The sequence below is a fragment of the Agreia sp. genome (assembly GCF_964263775.1).
Taxonomy (GTDB): Bacteria; Actinomycetota; Actinomycetes; order Actinomycetales; family Microbacteriaceae; genus Agreia.
In genome coordinates, this window is record NZ_CAXVWM010000080.1 from 1 (window position 1) to 15226 (window position 15226).

At 64.8% G+C, this 15226-nt stretch carries 17 protein-coding genes and 2 tRNA genes; 8 read left to right on the forward strand and 11 right to left on the reverse strand.

Translation table 11 applies throughout. The features are described from left to right. Nucleotides 1–149: 149 nt before the first annotated feature. Nucleotides 150–572 carry an alternative ribosome rescue aminoacyl-tRNA hydrolase ArfB gene (gene arfB / locus ACE5CZ_RS06470; protein WP_374946515.1) on the reverse strand — a complete coding sequence of 141 codons (423 nt, stop codon included), beginning with the start codon at nucleotides 570–572 and terminating at the stop codon, nucleotides 150–152. A gap of 68 nt (nucleotides 573–640) precedes the next feature. On the opposite strand from arfB, the gene ACE5CZ_RS06475 reads away from it, so the two are divergent. Further along, nucleotides 641–1375, forward strand: a complete 735-nt coding sequence (locus tag ACE5CZ_RS06475; RefSeq protein WP_374946516.1) for an alpha/beta hydrolase — start codon at nucleotides 641–643, stop codon at nucleotides 1373–1375. Nucleotides 1376–1443: 68 nt separating this feature from the next. Here ACE5CZ_RS06475 and ACE5CZ_RS06480 read toward each other — a convergent pair whose 3' ends face one another. After that, nucleotides 1444–2298 carry an SDR family NAD(P)-dependent oxidoreductase gene (locus ACE5CZ_RS06480; RefSeq protein WP_374946517.1) on the reverse strand — a complete coding sequence of 285 codons (855 nt, stop codon included), beginning with the start codon at nucleotides 2296–2298 and terminating at the stop codon, nucleotides 1444–1446. 172 nt (nucleotides 2299–2470) lie between these two features. Between ACE5CZ_RS06480 and ACE5CZ_RS06485 the strand changes: the two genes are divergently transcribed. Next, the gene (locus ACE5CZ_RS06485; RefSeq protein ID WP_374946518.1) at nucleotides 2471–3334 is read left to right on the forward strand and encodes a helix-turn-helix transcriptional regulator; all 864 of its coding nucleotides are present in this window, start codon (nucleotides 2471–2473) and stop codon (nucleotides 3332–3334) included. A gap of 5 nt (nucleotides 3335–3339) precedes the next feature. On the opposite strand, the gene ACE5CZ_RS06490 is transcribed toward ACE5CZ_RS06485, so the two are convergent. Then, nucleotides 3340–3404 (reverse strand) — tRNA-Lys (locus tag ACE5CZ_RS06490). Nucleotides 3405–3479: 75 nt separating this feature from the next. Here ACE5CZ_RS06490 and ACE5CZ_RS06495 point away from each other — a divergent pair. Then, nucleotides 3480–4178: a DUF3800 domain-containing protein gene (locus ACE5CZ_RS06495; RefSeq protein WP_374946519.1), complete on the forward strand. Its 699-nt coding sequence runs from the start codon at nucleotides 3480–3482 to the stop codon at nucleotides 4176–4178. A gap of 177 nt (nucleotides 4179–4355) precedes the next feature. Here the strand turns inward: ACE5CZ_RS06495 and ACE5CZ_RS06500 are convergent. Beyond that, nucleotides 4356–4431, reverse strand: a tRNA-Lys gene (locus ACE5CZ_RS06500). 82 nt (nucleotides 4432–4513) lie between these two features. On the opposite strand from ACE5CZ_RS06500, the gene bcp reads away from it, so the two are divergent. Then, entirely contained in the window at nucleotides 4514–4996 is a 483-nt protein-coding gene (gene bcp, locus ACE5CZ_RS06505) for a thioredoxin-dependent thiol peroxidase (protein ID WP_374946520.1), read from the forward strand. Nucleotides 4997–5014: 18 nt separating this feature from the next. After that, nucleotides 5015–5365, forward strand: a complete 351-nt coding sequence (locus ACE5CZ_RS06510) for a DUF2200 domain-containing protein (protein ID WP_374946521.1) — start codon at nucleotides 5015–5017, stop codon at nucleotides 5363–5365. Nucleotides 5366–5390: 25 nt separating this feature from the next. Here ACE5CZ_RS06510 and ACE5CZ_RS06515 read toward each other — a convergent pair whose 3' ends face one another. Next, nucleotides 5391–5750, reverse strand: a complete 360-nt coding sequence (locus ACE5CZ_RS06515; RefSeq protein WP_374946522.1) for a hypothetical protein — start codon at nucleotides 5748–5750, stop codon at nucleotides 5391–5393. A gap of 285 nt (nucleotides 5751–6035) precedes the next feature. Between ACE5CZ_RS06515 and ACE5CZ_RS06520 the strand changes: the two genes are divergently transcribed. Then, nucleotides 6036–6284 carry a WhiB family transcriptional regulator gene (locus ACE5CZ_RS06520; RefSeq protein WP_044442296.1) on the forward strand — a complete coding sequence of 83 codons (249 nt, stop codon included), beginning with the start codon at nucleotides 6036–6038 and terminating at the stop codon, nucleotides 6282–6284. A 106-nt stretch (nucleotides 6285–6390) separates the two neighbouring features. Here the strand turns inward: ACE5CZ_RS06520 and ACE5CZ_RS06525 are convergent, their stop codons facing one another. From ACE5CZ_RS06525 to ACE5CZ_RS06535, 3 genes are read right to left on the reverse strand one after another with little or no spacing between them, the layout of a single operon-like run. After that, the gene (locus tag ACE5CZ_RS06525; protein ID WP_374946523.1) at nucleotides 6391–7884 is read right to left on the reverse strand and encodes a sensor histidine kinase; all 1494 of its coding nucleotides are present in this window, start codon (nucleotides 7882–7884) and stop codon (nucleotides 6391–6393) included. A 5-nt stretch (nucleotides 7885–7889) separates the two neighbouring features. Beyond that, a complete protein-coding gene (locus ACE5CZ_RS06530) occupies nucleotides 7890–9161 on the reverse strand; it encodes a CpaE family protein (protein ID WP_374946524.1) in 1272 nt (423 codons plus the stop codon). A 5-nt stretch (nucleotides 9162–9166) separates the two neighbouring features. Beyond that, nucleotides 9167–9811 carry a hypothetical protein gene (locus tag ACE5CZ_RS06535; RefSeq protein WP_374946525.1) on the reverse strand — a complete coding sequence of 215 codons (645 nt, stop codon included), beginning with the start codon at nucleotides 9809–9811 and terminating at the stop codon, nucleotides 9167–9169. Between the two features lie 86 nt (nucleotides 9812–9897). Here ACE5CZ_RS06535 and ACE5CZ_RS06540 point away from each other — a divergent pair, with 86 nt between their 5' ends. After that, a complete protein-coding gene (locus tag ACE5CZ_RS06540) occupies nucleotides 9898–10179 on the forward strand; it encodes a helix-turn-helix domain-containing protein (RefSeq protein ID WP_374946526.1) in 282 nt (93 codons plus the stop codon). A gap of 1 nt (nucleotide 10180) precedes the next feature. Here the strand turns inward: ACE5CZ_RS06540 and ACE5CZ_RS06545 are convergent, their stop codons facing one another. After that, entirely contained in the window at nucleotides 10181–10801 is a 621-nt protein-coding gene (locus ACE5CZ_RS06545; protein ID WP_374946527.1) for a hypothetical protein, read from the reverse strand. 153 nt (nucleotides 10802–10954) lie between these two features. On the opposite strand from ACE5CZ_RS06545, the gene ACE5CZ_RS06550 reads away from it, so the two are divergent. Then, complete coding sequence (locus tag ACE5CZ_RS06550) at nucleotides 10955–11458, forward strand: Rv3235 family protein (protein WP_374946528.1); 504 nt, start codon at nucleotides 10955–10957, stop codon at nucleotides 11456–11458. A 9-nt stretch (nucleotides 11459–11467) separates the two neighbouring features. Here the strand turns inward: ACE5CZ_RS06550 and secA are convergent, their stop codons facing one another. Then, entirely contained in the window at nucleotides 11468–14320 is a 2853-nt protein-coding gene (gene secA, locus ACE5CZ_RS06555) for a preprotein translocase subunit SecA (RefSeq protein ID WP_374946529.1), read from the reverse strand. Between the two features lie 171 nt (nucleotides 14321–14491). After that, nucleotides 14492–15217 (reverse strand): ribosome hibernation-promoting factor, HPF/YfiA family, encoded by a 726-nt coding sequence (hpf, locus tag ACE5CZ_RS06560; protein ID WP_374946530.1) that lies wholly within the window; start codon nucleotides 15215–15217, stop codon nucleotides 14492–14494. Nucleotides 15218–15226 lie beyond the last annotated feature (9 nt).

Here is a 15226-nt window from a genome sequence, read left to right on the forward strand (position 1 = left end):
CGGCAGATGGGCAACACGCCGCAGGCGTTCTCGCACCTCGCCCTGGTGAGGGCTGCCGATGCGATTGCCCGCCATTCGCCGCCCACCAGCGAAGAGAGCTGAGCGTCGCGACGCCGCGCACCGCTCATTCAGCACGCCCGACGCCAGCGTCAGTCGGCCGTCGGTCGCTGGCGCTGCTGCTTGGTCTCGGAGCGCCGCTTCTTGCCCGCGAGGTGGCGCCTGGCCGATCCACGGGTCGGTTTTGTGGCTCTGCGAAGAGCGCCGGGAGGCGCGAGCGCCTCGCGCACGAGCTCGCCGAGGCGTTCGAGAGCCGTCTCGCGATTGCGCAATTGCGAGCGCTGCCCCGACACCGTGATCGTCACCCGTCCAGCCACGAGTCGCCGATCCAGGCTGCCCACGAGTCGCGCGCGCAGCTCGTCGCTGAGCACAGCCGAGTCGGCCACGCTCCACGACAGCTGCACACGGCTGTCTGATGTGTTGACGTGCTGGCCCCCGGGACCCGACGATCGGGAGAATCGCCAGCTCAACTCCGATGCCGGGATGGTGAGGGCGGGAGTCACCTCGAGATCCATGCAGCAAGGTTCGCACGAACTCGAAACTCACGCTCGTTCTGTGCGCGAGACCCGACAGAATAGACGGCATGTCCCCCCGTCGTCGTGCCGTTGTGCGCACAACCGCAGCAGTGGTCGTCGCCGCGCTCGTTCTGAGCGTGAGCGGTTTTCTGGTCTACGCGAACGTCACCTCTCCCGCCGAGCGGCGACCTCTGTCAGAAGTGGCCGACGACCCGGCGATCTCGATCGACTACAGTCGCGATGCGGTCGTCCTCACCCCGGCATCCGACGCCACCGGTCAGGGACTCGTGTTCATCGCGGGCGCGAAGATCGAGCCCGTCGCCTATGCCTACAAGCTGAGCGGCCTGGTCGACGCCGGCTTTACGGTGGTCATCGTGCGTCCGTTCCTCAACCTCGGGCTCTTCGAGACCCGACCGCTCGCCGACTTCACGGCCCTGGCCCCGGATGTCACGGCGTGGTTCGTCGGCGGACACTCGCTCGGCGGCGTGAAGGCGTGCACGTACGCCGACTCCCCCGACGTCGCAGGTCTCGTGCTCTTCGGTTCCTACTGCGCGAACGACCTCTCTCAGGCCGACCTCGTGGTCGTGTCGCTCTCGGGCAGCGACGACGGCCTGAGCACCCCCGCCACCATCCAGGCCAACCGCGACAAGCTCCCGCCGAGTACGACGTTCGTCGAGATCGAGGGTGCCAACCACGCCGCCTTCGGCGACTACGGAACGCAGGCGGGCGACGGCACCGCGTCGATCGGAAGCGCCCAGATGCGCGACGCCATCACCGAGAGCCTGACGAAGGCCCTGCCCTGAGGCGTGCACGCGGCCGCTGTTCCGCCGACGATCGCTGACGCTGCTGCGCGGTTGTGACCCACCGAAGATCAGGCGGGCCGGATGTCGGTGGTGACGGCCAGGGCGCGGCCCTGCTCGAACTCGGTCGCGAGACTCTCCAGCGCGCCGCCGGCGATCGCGAGCGAGTCCGATCCGAGGAGTTGGTGCAGCGGCGATCCATCCGTAGTGGCCACCGAGATGATCGCTGCAGCCGCTCTCCTGGGGTCGCCCAGCTGCGTTCCCGGCATGGCCTGGTGCGCCGTGGTCATGGCGCGGATCGTCGCATACCCGTCGGCGGTGTTCGACGGCAGGCCAAGGGACTGAGGCCTGAGAAAGTCCGTCTGCATGTATCCAGGCTCTACCAGGTTCACTGTGACGCCGAATTCCGCGAGCTCCTGGGCCAGCGACCCGCTCAGGCCTTCGAGCGCATACTTCGCGGCGCAGTAGAGACCCCAGCCGGGGAAGGTCGTGAGGCCGAGAATCGACGACACGTTGATGATGTTGCCGGTTCTGGCGGCACGGAGGTCCGGCAGGATCGCGCGAAGGACGTTCCACACCCCGAAAATCTGCACATCGAACATCTCACGCGCCTCCGTATCGGAGGTCTCTTCGATGGCGCCGAGAAAGCCGTAGCCGGCGTTGTTCACCACGACATCGAGGCCACCGAATCGGGCCCTGGCTGCGCCGACGGCGTGGGCGACAGCGGCCTCATCCGTCAGATCGAGGGCCAGCGGCAGCAGGCGGCTCGTGTCGACAGCGCCGAGAGACTCGACGAGACGATCGATCGACCGGGTGGTCGCTGCGACGTTGTCGCCTCGGGCCAGCAGCTGCGTGACGAGTTCGAGGCCCAGCCCGCGGGAGGTGCCGGTGACAAACCAGGTCGCGGTGGATTGGGGAAGGCTCATGAGAGGTTGCTCCTAAGAAGATGCGACGGGCACCGGATGGTGCCACCATTCGAGTCTTCGACAGAAAGCGACGTGATCGCGTCGCACATCAGGGATGGCTTCTCCCGGGGTGCGGAAGGCTAGGACGAAGCGACCAAGGCGAACCCACCGTGGCGGATGCGACACTCGAATCATGTCGGAAAGGAACCGCGAGCTCGCTGACTTTCTCACGCGCGCCCGCAGCCAAGGAGACCCCTTGCGGGCAGGCCTCCCATCAGACGGGCGGGTGAGACGCGTCACAGGTCTCCGCCGCGAAGAGGTAGCCCTTCTTGCCGGAGTCTCAACTGACTACTACACCCGGCTCGAACAGGGCCGGAGGATCACACCATCTCCGGGCGTCATCGACGCCATCGCACGGGCCCTGGATCTCGATTCCGTGGGGCGCGCCCATCTCGGGCATCTGATCGGTGCGGCACCCGGCCGCGTCTCGCGCACGACTCCAGCTGTGCAGCGGGTTCGCCCTGGGCTGCATCAACTCATCGACGGATTGCAGGAACAACCAGCGCTCGTCGTCGGTCGCAGGATGGAAATCCTTGCTTCCAACGGACTCGCCCGGGCGCTGTTCTCGGACTTCGAGGCCATCACACCGCGGAAACGGAACTACGCCAGGTGGTTGTTTCTCGACGACGCGGCCCGCGAGCTCTTCCGGGACTGGGACGTGCAGGCGCGGGCGGCCGTCGAGAATTTGCGCTTCGCCGCAGCGGACGAACCCGATGATGCAATCCTACGAGACCTCGTGGGTGAGCTCGCCGCCAGCAGCGGTGACTTCCGGCACTGGTGGACCGAACACCGTGTATATCAGCGCACTTTCGGGTCCAAACGTCTCCGTCATCCCCTCGTCGGCGACCTGACAGTCGAGTACGAGACGCTGACTCTGCCCGGGGATCCCGACCAGACCCTGTTCGTGTACACGACCGAACCCGGAACCGTCTCGAGGCAGGCGATGAATCTTCTCGTCAGCTGGATGCAGCCGACAGTCGCGATCTCGAGGGACTGATGTGCACCCCCCGGGACTTGAACCCGGAACCCACTGATTAAGAGATAGTTGCTCTGCCGTTAGTAGAGCTATTCAGAGTCAACAAACGTGTCGTCTTCGAGTGTGGCGCGAGGAACCCGAGCTAGCGACGGGCGAGGATGGTTCGGTGCTTTATGCCTTCATTGACGAGTCCTACACCGACGAGCGGTACTACGTGGCCGCTTTTGTGATCGACGAAGCAGACTTTGCGAAGCTCACGAATGCGATCAAGTCCTCGGCTCAATACGCGGAGGGTTTCGGAGTTACCCCGGGAACCGAGATGCACGCCTACGAGATGATGTCAGGGCGTGGCGGGTGGGAACCACTCAGAGGCAAGACGCGGGCGGCTCTCGCGATCTATCGAAATGCTCTCAAGCTGATTGCCGATCTTCCCGGGCGCATGTTCATCCGTGGCGTCGATGTTACCCGGCTCAACGCTCGCTACAGCTACCCTTATCCACCACACAGGATCTGTCTTCAGCACGTTCTGGAAGATGTCGACGAGTACGCGGGCAGACTCGGCAAGCAGGTCGTCGTCATCGCGGACGAGGTGCAGGACCAAGATGCTCATGCAGCTAGAGCAGAGCTGTATCAAACGATCGGAACCGGCGGATACAAGTCCAGTAGGTTGAGCAACATTTCGATGCCCATCACCTTCGGGTCATCCGCCGAATCACCCGGACTCCAGACGGCCGACCTCATCGTCTACCTCTACCGACGACTGGATGCCCACGTCGAGCGAGACGTACGAGCAAAACAGGCGGTCGAAAGACTCTGGGAAATCCTCAAGCCGTTACGGGGGGTCGTCTGGGTATGGAGCCCCTGACCCGTTAAGCATTGACCGGTCAAGCACGAACCCGTTAAGCACTAAAACCCCGCGGCGCGGGGTCTTAGGCAGACAACGCTCCGGTAACCGGCTCGTCGTAAGAACAAAATATCACAGAGCGGCAGTGCGCGCACAGATCATTGCACAGCCGGAAATTCTTTCAAATCTCGGACCTTCTGGTGCACCCCCCGGGACTTGAACCCGGAACCCACTGATTAAGAGTCAGTTGCTCTGCCAATTGAGCTAGAGGTGCCTAGGCGCAAAACTGCAGCGCCGAGGGAAAACATTACCATGAGACGAGAGCGTCGTGCGACGCGCCATCATCGAGGAGAACCATGACCGACACCGATACTCGCTTGTCCGCGGGAATGCCCGCCCCGGAGTTCACACTCCTCGACCAGGACGGTGCTGAGGTGTCGCTCAGCGACTTTCGAGGGCAGAAGACGATCGTCTACTTCTACCCCGAGGCCGACACCCCCGGCTGCACCACGCAAGCGTGCGATTTTCGCGACAATCTCAACTCGCTCGCCGGCGCCGGCTACCAGGTTCTCGGCGTCTCTCGCGACAAGCCCGCGAAGCTCGCCGCCTTCAGAGACCAGCAGAACCTCACTTTTCCACTGCTCTCAGACCCCGACAAAACCGTTCACGAGGCCTACGCCACCTGGGGTGAGAAGTCGCTGTACGGCAAGATCGTCACGGGAGTCCTGCGCTCGACGTTCGTGCTCGACGAGAACGGCCTCATCACCCTCGCCCTCTACAACGTCAAGGCGACCGGCCACGTGGCCTCGCTGCGCAAGAAACTCGGCGTCGACGGCTGACCCGGAAGGAGTCGACCCATGGAACGAGAGCGCGTCTTCGCCATGAGCTTTGCGCGCATCTACCCGCATTACGTGGCCAAGGCCGTGCGCAAGGGCCAGCAGGCATCCGATGTCGACCTGGTGATCCGTTGGCTCACCGGCTACAGCCAGGACGAGCTCGAGAGGGTCATAGCCGGCGGGGTGACCCTCGAGCAGTTCTTCGCCGATGCGCCCGCCTACAACCCGAACGCATCCCTCATCACCGGCGTCATCTGCGGCATCCGGGTCGAAGAGATCGACGATCCCCTTATGCAGAAGATCCGCTATATGGACAAGCTCGTCGACGAGGTCGGCCGGGGCAAGAAGATGACGTCGATTCTACGAACCTGATTCCGGCCGCGAACCGCGCGCGGGGCTAAGACACCCGGCGCGTGGCCGCGACGACGGACGGGCTCATGAGCAGCAGGATGGCCACCGCGGCCGGCACCAGCAGCGCCCACCCCAGCGACGGCACGGCGAAAACGCCCTGGAAGCATCCGATCGCCACCGCGATCTGCAGAAGCTGCCAGGTCAGCGCTGCGCCGCGCACCCACGTCTGCCGGCGCAGGAGGCCGATCGTCATCGCCCAGAGCGCGCATGCGAGACCGGCGGCGAGAAGCAGAATGACCACGGCGGATGCGAAGTCGTCGGGTACCTCCGTGGCCAACTCGACGACGAGCCAGATAGTTACGCCGGTCGCAAGCGCCGCCTCCGCCGCGAGTATGGCAGCCAGCACGAGCAGCAGAATCGGTCGTCGCGACGAGTTAAGAGCTGCCGGTTCACCCGAATTTGGCCCCGAATTCAGCGGTTCGCTCACAGCCGTTACCCCTAGAAAAGTCTTGATTTGCAAGTACCAGTATGCGACCATACTTGAGGTCAATGTTGCTCACAGTGACGTGGGTGAATGCAGATTTCTTTCTGCAGCAGTCCCTGCGCCGTTGACCTTCACCCGAATCTTAGGCCACGCCTTTTTTCTACACCCGTAGGCAGCCCGAGCTTCCGCACTAAAAGGAGCACCCCCATGGATTGGCGCGACAAAGCAGCCTGCCTCACCGCAGACCCCGAGCTATTCTTCCCCGTCGGCAACACGGGCCCGGCCGTCGACCAGATCGACAAGGCCAAGACGGTCTGCGCGCGCTGCACCGTGACCGAGATCTGCCTGCAGTACGCCCTCGAGACCGGTCAGGATTCGGGCGTGTGGGGTGGCCTCAGCGAAGACGAGCGCCGCGCCTTGAAGCGCCGCGCAGCACGCGCCCGCCGCGCCTCCTAAGCAGCACGGCTTTCGCGAGCCGCGGATCCCCGACCAGTCGTCCTTACCCGCGACAGCACGGGAATTCGCGGCTCGTTCGTGTGAGCGCGCCGTGCATCGACTCCGGCTAGGGCTTGGTCAACCAGCGGAACGGGATCTCGATCGTGACGACCGTGCCGGAACCCACCATCGTGTGCCAGTCGATCGTTCCACCCAGCTCACCCTGAATCAGAGTACGCACGATCTGCGTTCCGAGACCGGAGCCCACCTTGCCCTCCGGTAGGCCGGTGCCGTTGTCGCGCACCTCGACGGTGAGGTTCTCTTCGGAGCGCGTGGCCACGATCTCGACCTGGCCCTCCTGCCCGGCAAGCCCGTGTTCCACAGCATTCGTGACGAGCTCGGTGAGCGCGAGCGCGAGCGGAGTGGCGTACTCACTCGGAAGAATTCCGAAGCTGCCGCTCGACTTGGGGTGAACGGTCGTGTTGTGCGCCGAGGCCACCTCGGCCACGAGCAGCAGCACTCGGTCGAACACCTCGTCGAAATCGACGCGCTGGTTCAAACCCTCGCTCAGGGTGTCGTGCACGACCGCGATCGCCGCAACGCGGCGCATGGCCTGGGTCAGTGCGTCTTTAGCGTCGTCGGAGTGCGTTCGCCGGGCCTGGATGCGCAGGAGCGATGCCACGGTCTGCAAGTTGTTCTTGACCCGGTGGTGAATCTCGCGGATGGTGGCGTCTTTGGTGATGAGTTCACGTTCGGTGTGCCTCAACTCCGTCACGTCGCGGCACAGCACGATCGCACCGAAACGAGTGCCCTGAAGGCGCAGGGGAATAGCCCGAAGCGACACCGTCACACCCTTCGCCTCGATGTCCGTGCGCCACGGAGCACGGCCCGTGACCACGAGGGGCAGCGACTCGTCGACTTCGAGTCGACCGCCGAGGAGCGTCGTCGTGACCTCGGCGAGCGACTGGCCTTCGAGTTCCTCGGGGAATCCCATTCTGTTGAACGCCGAGAGGCCGTTGGGGCTGGCGAACGTGACGATGCCGTCGGCATCGAGCCTGATGAGACCGTCGGATGCGCGGGGTGCGCCGCGCCGCGGGCCGGTCGGCGCGCCCAGGTCGGGAAAATCGCCGGTGCCGATCATGGCGAACAGGTCGTTCGCGCACTCGTTGAAGGTGAGCTCCTGACGGCTGGGAGTTCGTGTCTCGCTGAGGTTCGTGTGCCGCGTGATCACGGCGATGGGGTTGTCGGTGGTTGTGCGGTCGTTCGGGGCGAGCCGCCGTAGCACGGGTACGGCGCGCACCCGGGTGGGCGTCTCCTCGTACCAATCGGGAGCCGCCGTGTCGACGATGACCGAATTGCGGAATGCTTCGGTGACCTGGGTATTCCACTCGGGCTTGATCTTCTGTCCGACGAAGTCGCGGTAGAAGAGGGTTGCGGAGCTCGACGGACGCGCGTGCGCGACGGCGACAAACGAGTCGTCTGCCGTGGGGACCCAGAGCACGATGTCGGCGAAGGCGAGATCGGCGAGCAGCTGCCAGTCGCTGACCAGGAGGTGCAGCCACTCGACATCGGCTTCTGAAGAGCGGCCCTGGGCAAGTACGAGATCACTGAGCGTCGACACCCTGCCTAGCCTAGGCGACGTGCGCGGAGCGTCTGCAGCGGGCCGCCCTTATGCCCCAGCCTCGCGGCTCGACGCGCCTCCTTTCGCGACGTGCCCTGCGCTGACGGAGGAAGGATGCTCACGTCGACGAGGTGTGCGATCGCGGTTCGAACGGGAGAACGAGGAGCCGCGTCGGAAATCGACTTGCCCGCGAGCACCGCCGCGTCGACCCCCGCCATGTCGAGCGGAATGAACACCGCGTCGTCGAGCCCGCCGAAACGCCTCAGGGTCTGCTGCACCTGGTGCTGGGCATTGCTGCCGACCGAGCTGGCGCGCAGTCGATTGATCACCACAGAGATCTCGGCCGTCTCGACCTGCTCCAGCAGATCGACGTGGGCCCTCAGAAAACGAGAGAGGCCGATCGGATCGGCCGCGCCGACGGCGACCACCCGATCGGCTTGTCGGAGGGCAGCCAGCGTTGCGGCGTTGCGCCGCGGCGCGAACATGTCGCTCGCGATCTCCTCATCTGTCTCGAGATTGAACCCGGTGTCGACGATCACGTAGTCGACCCATTGGCGACAGGCGCCGAGTACGGTTGCAACGCGATCCGCCCCGAGTTCCGGCCAGCGAGAAGCCCGTCCGATTCCGCTGAGGATCCAGAATTCTGCCCGCGGCGACGTGTAGCGCGAAGCGATCCGCTCCAATTCGGCCAGCGTCAGGCTGTCGCGCGATGCCAAACGGCACGCGGCGGCGAACGACGGCGACTCATCGAGCATGCCCAGACTCGGGGCGACAGCGCCCCCGTAGGTGTCGGCATCGACCAGGGCCACGGTCTTGCCCCGGAACGCGAGTTCGGCCGCGAGCTGGATGGCCACGGTCGTGCGCCCGGGCGCCCCCGCAGGGCCCCAGACGGCGATCACGCTTCCGGCGCCGCGCTGTGCGGCGGCGCCCCGGGGCACGGCCACTCCCCCGCGCAGCAGCAACTCGATCTCGCTCCACGGTGCGCGGGCGTCGACGACCTCGAACAATCCGAGCGACAGGGCGTAACGCCTGTCGGCATCGTCGGAGGCCACGGCCACCAGCCGAATGCCCGCGTCGTCAGCCTCGGCGAGCACCTCGAGCGAGAGGTGTCGACGGGTGGCCGACACGACGACGCCGTCGAGGTCACGCACCTTCATGTGGGCTATCAACTCATGGGCGGTGTCGACGCGCGCCACGATGTCGTGGTCTGCCCACGTAATCTCCTGAACGAGCCTGTCGGCCGCCGTGTCGTCGAGGCAGGTGATGACCGACAGCATCCCGGTCACTTCTCGACCAGCGGTTCGTTGTCGGGCACGATCGCGAGGGACGCCCCGTTCGCCATGGCCTCGAGAACGGATGCCACCGAGTCGCGTGGCACACGAAGTTCGACGTGCATCTCGGTGCCGGATGCGACCAGGCCGGTCGGTTCGATCACCGAGATGACCTCGGCCTGCGCCACGAGAACCACAGGGGCTTCGAACGTCGTGCCCGAGTCGGAGGCTGCCGACGCCCACAGGGTGACCCGAGAAGACTGATCGATGATCGATGGAACCGGACCGGAGACGGTCACGACCACCTGCGCATCGTCATCTGATCGAGCGTCTCCCACAGCACTGCTCGGCACGAGCTCGCCCTTCTCGACCGGCCGAACGACGACGGCCCCCTCGGAGGGGATGTCGGCGGGTTCGAGATACCGGTCGTCTGCCGAACCGAGGCGCACGTGGGCCACCGACAGGTCGTCGGCCGTGACTCGCTGCCCTGTGCTGAGGGTGGATGAGGCCACGTAGACCTCGACCGTCTGGTCGACGGTCGCCACCAACCACGTGACGCCGACTGCTGAGACCAGCACGAGCGCGAGCCCGACGAGGAAACGGGGATCGACGAAAAACGAACGATGCGTTCGAACAGTGGGAGCGGATCGGTCCATACGCACATCGTGCCAAGGTTCGACGACCCGCGGGAAAGTTATCCACAGGCGCGCTCTGTATGACGCCCGGGTTTCATAATTGAAGAATGAACGAACCCGATTCTCCTGATCGACTCGGTCGCTTTCTCACGCTCGCCGATACGGCCGAGGTGTTGAACGTGTCGGCGCGGCAGGTTTACGCCCTCGTCCGTTCGGGTGAGCTTCCGGCCATCAAGGTGGGCGCGAGCGGGCATTGGCGCATCGAGCGAGACGTGCTCGAGTCCTACATCGACGCGAAGTACGAAGAGAGCAGGCGCCTGAGCCTGTGGAACCAATCCGACGTAGCTCCCCTGCCTGAACTTTCAGACGGCCGCATCATCGGGCGGTGAACTATCCCACCGTCACCAGCACGACGCTGTCGAACACGACGAGTCGGTAGCCCACGACGTCGACCTCGCGCCGAGATGCCGCGACGTCGTGCACGGCGAGGTCGAAATGATCGCGGCCGACCCGATCGATTGTGCCGAACACCGTTTCTGTGGCCAGCGTCACCTTGACCGCGGTTCGACGACGGCAGAGGTCCCGAAGGAGAAACGCGAGACCCAGCCGGTCCGTGATCGCGCCAGGGCCCTCCTGCGCCGAACGGGGCTCGAGCGAATGACGGATCTGCCGTCGAGTGAGCGACACCCCCTGCACTGCGGTGAGAGGAACGATGCACTGCCGCTGCCGGGGCGCCGAGGTGCCTCCATCGACCGGGTCGATGTCGCCGGCGAGCCAGTCCTTGCCGATCGTCTTCACTGTGACCGACAGTCTCACACCTCCTGTCAGAACGAAGGCGATCGAATAGTTCGCTCCTCTCTCCGAGACGTTCACCAGTTGAAGAAGACGGTCACGCAGAGACAGTCGGCCGAGCCGGAGTCGCTCCTCTTCGTCATGAAGATCGTTCTCCTCGGCGTTGATGCCGTACTCGAGCTGGCTCTCGAGGTCGGAGAACAGGTGGTCCCATCGCATAGGAGGAACGGTAACGGGTCTCGGCTCTTCCGCGTCAAAGCTATCCACAGGGCACAAAGGCTTGTAGACACCATTGCGTTCAAGCTGGTTGAGTATCCGAATATCCCCCCGAGCGGGGGTAAAGGTACACCGAACGGATTGCCGAGAGACGCCATGCAGAGTCCCCTCACCGCACACGCGACCGCCGAGCAGTCCGTTGTGCGGGTCTCCTCAGTGCTTCGCGCGGTTCCCCCACTCGCCCCCGACGAAGCCGGCTCTGCTTCGGCCGAGCACGAGAACACCGAATACTTCGGAGCCCAGCCCGCCTCGACATCGTCGCTGCCGAATCCCGTGCCACTCATGGAGAACCTCGCCCGCTGCGTGCTCGAGGTACTGGCCGGTGCCCGCGACCTCGACCAGCTGTCGCGGTGGGTCGCCGACGACGTCTACCGTCATCTGCTGAAGCGCGTGGTGCTGTCGACCCGCGCGCGCCAGGCGCGCGGGGCACCCATCGGCCGGCCTTCATTTCGCATCGGCAACACCATCACGTGCGAGCCCGCCGACGGGGTGGTCGAGGGCGTCGTCATCGTGCACGGCAAAGCGCGCACCAGAGCCGTCGCCATTCGCCTCGAGGGCCTCGACAAGCGCTGGCGCGCGAGCGCGATCAACGTTCTCTGACGAGAAGCTCTACTTCTTCTTGCCCTGCTTGCGGCGGTCAGCGCGGTTGTTGGCGGCCGGCGCATTCGCCGGATGCGTGGCCTGCGGGCCCGAGGCGGGCCGCTTCGCGGCCTGCTGACCGGAGGCGGCGCCGGCAGCGGGTGTGGACGCTCCGCGGGAGAATGCCGACGCGACCGGGGCGGATTCCGCCTCGGCCTTGGCGGCCCGGGCTGTCGCGGCCTGTTCGATCTGGCCCTTCTGGTTGCGCACCTCGACGCCGCCCGAGTCGCTTGGAGCCGAGTAGCTGAGCTTCTCGGTGGCCGTCGAATCTTCGAGCCCCTTGGCCTGCACAACGGGGGCGTCGACCTCGCCGGCCGGAGCGTTGACCTGCACGTCGAGATTGAACAGGAAGCCCACCGTCTCTTCGCGGATCTGGCCCATCATCGACTGGAACAGTGCGAAGCCTTCGCGCTGGTACTCGACGAGCGGGTCGCGCTGCGCCATGGCGCGCAGGCCGATGCCGTCTTTCAGGTAGTCCATCTCGTAGAGGTGGTCACGCCAACGCCGATCGATCACAGAGAGGACGACCCGTCGCTCGAGCTCGCGCATGGCCGTCTCGCCCAGGGTCTCTTCGCGGTTCTTGTAGGCGAGCTGCGCATCGGAGAGGACCTCACGCCGCACGAAGGTGCGGTCGATGCGGCCCTTGCTGCCGCCGGCCTCGGAGACGACCTCGTCGATCGTGATCGATACGGGAAAGAGCGTCTTGAGCTCGGTCCACAGGGCATCGAAATCCCAGTCGTCGCCCGTTCCCGACCCCGCGTGGGTCTCGATCACGTCGTCGACGACGTCGACCAAAAATTTCTGCGCCCGGTCTTCGAGGTCTTCGCCCTCGAGAATGTGGCGGCGGTCGGAGTAGATCGCCTCGCGCTGACGGTTGAGCACGTCGTCGTACTTCAGCACGTTCTTGCGAATCTCCGCGTTGCGGCCCTCGACCTGGGACTGGGCGCTGCGGATGGCCCGCGAGACGACCTTCGACTCGATCGCGAGGTCGTCGGGAACATTGCTGCGACCCATGAGGCTCTCGGCCGCTCCGGCGTTGAAGAGACGCATGAGATCGTCGGTGAGAGACAGGTAGAAACGGCTCTCGCCCGGGTCGCCCTGTCGGCCGGAGCGACCTCGCAGCTGGTTGTCGATGCGACGCGACTCGTGGCGCTCGGTTCCAAGAAGGTAGAGGCCCCCGGCCTCGACGACCTTGTCGGCCTCTTCTTGCACGTCGGACTTGACCTGTGCGAACACGGTGTCCCACTCGGCCTCGTACTCGTCTGGAGTGTCGGCCGGGCTCAGACCGCGCGAGTTCATCTCGGCGACAGCGAGGAATTCGGCGTTGCCGCCGAGCATGACGTCTGTTCCACGACCGGCCATGTTGGTGGCGACGGTGACGGAACCGAGGCGGCCCGCCTGAGCGACGATCGCGGCCTCACGAGCGTGGTTCTTGGCGTTCAGCACCTCGTGCCGGATGCCCTTCTTGGCGAGCAGTCGCGAGAGGTACTCGCTCTTCTCGACACTCGTGGTTCCCACGAGCACGGGCTGACCCTGCTCGTGGCGCAGTGCTATGTCTTCGACGACCTGATCGAACTTGGCCTGCTCGTTCTTGTAGACGAGGTCGGACTGGTCGATGCGCTGCATCTTGCGGTTCGTAGGAATGGCCACGACACCGAGCTTGTACGTCGACATGAACTCGGCCGCCTCGGTCTCGGCCGTTCCGGTCATGCCCGACAGCTTGTCGTAGAGGCGGAAGTAGTTCTGCAGTGTGACCGTTGCGAGTGTCTGGTTCTCGGCCTTGACCGCGACGCCTTCTTTGGCCTCGATCGCCTGGTGGATTCCCTCGTTGTAGCGACGACCGGCGAGGATGCGGCCGGTGTGCTCGTCGACGATGAGCACCTCGCCGTTGAGCACGACGTAGTCTTTGTCTTTCTTGAAGAGCGCGCGTGCCTTGATGGCGTTGTTGAGGAACGAGATCAGGGGCGTGTTGGCAGACTCGTAGAGGTTGTCGATGCCGAGGTAGTCTTCGACCTTCTCGATGCCGGGCTCCAGAATTCCGACGGTGCGCTTCTTCTCGTCGACCTCGTAGTCTTCGTCGATGACGAGGCGGGTCGAGATGCCGGCGAACTCGGTGAACCAACGGTTGGCCTCGCCCGAGGCAGGGCCGGAGATGATGAGCGGGGTACGCGCCTCGTCGATGAGGATCGAGTCCACCTCGTCGACCACGGCGAAATTGTGACCGCGCTGAACCATGTCGCCCGCCTGCCACGCCATGTTGTCGCGCAGGTAGTCGAAGCCGAACTCATTGTTCGTGCCGTAGGTGATGTCGGCCTCGTATTGCACACGGCGATCGGCCGGGGTCTGTCCCGACAGAATGACGCCGGTGGTCATTCCCAGGGCGCGGAAGACGCGACCCATGAGTTCTGACTGGTAGCTCGCGAGGTAGTCGTTGACCGTGACGATGTGCACACCCTTGCTGGTGAGCGCGTTGAGATAGGCCGGCAGGGTCGCCACAAGGGTCTTGCCCTCTCCGGTCTTCATCTCGGCGATGTTGCCGAGGTGCAGAGCCGCGCCACCCATGAGTTGCACGTCGAAGTGGCGGAGGCCGAGCGTGCGGCGGGCCGCCTCCCGAACGGCGGCGAACGCCTCGGGAAGCAGATGATCGAGGCTCTCGCCGTCTTCGTAGCGCTTGCGGAGTGCAGGCGTCTCGTCTTTCAATTCCTCGTCAGTGAGGTCTTTGAACCCGTCTTCGAGGGCGTTGATCGCCTTCGCGTAGCTCTCGAGCCTGCGAAGAATGCGACCTTCACCGACACGAAGAACCTTTTCAAGAACTGAAGCCACAGAGAGTCTCCTACTGCTGATATTGCGGCGCACTTGGCCGACAATCCCAGCAATTCTAGCCTGCCTTGCCTGTGCGTCACCGGAACTGCACCTGAACCTGCGCCGAACGAGAGCGAAGGCCCGGCCCTGTGCAGGGCCGGGCCTTCGCCCTGCGAGTCGCGTGAGGCGAGATCAGCGAGCGGATGCTCCGGCTGCGGCGGCCGCCTCGATCGTGCCATCTGTCTCGGTCGCGTGGTCATCGAGACCGATCACCCCGTACTCCCAGCCCTTGCGCCGGTAGACCACGCTGGGGCGCAGGCTCTCGGCATCGATGAAGAGGTAGAAGTCGTGGCCCACGAGCTCCATGTAGTACAGCGCGTCGTCGACCGTCATGGGCGCCGCGGGGAACACCTTCTCGCGGATGACTACAGGGGTGTACTCCGTGTAGTCGTCGTCTTCGGAGTATGCCGGTCGTTCAGGCTCTTCCGCCCGGGGTGCGACGGCTCCGCTGCTGTCGACGCTGGTCAGAATCTCGGCATCGGCCGGCGTGATGTCGATGACGGCGAATCCGCCCGTCGACGCCTCTCGCAGCGAGACCGGGCGGTGCTTTCCCCGATGCACCTTCTTGCGGTCTTTGGCTCGGCGCACCCGTTCCATGAGTTTCGCCAGGGCGAGGTCGAAGGCCGCGTACTTGTCGCTTGCGGCACTCTCGGCGCGCACTATGGGGCCGGGACCGATCAGCGTGAGCTCGACCCGGTCGTCTCCCGGAGACGCGTTGGCCGAGTTGTGCCGACAGAGTTTGACCTCGAGCGCGAGCGCCTTGTCGGCAAGATGCTCGATCTTCTCGGCCTTCTCCGTTGCGTAATCCCGAAATCGATCGGTGATTCCTAGGTTTCGTCCGGTGATGTTGATTTCCAAGGCGATCTC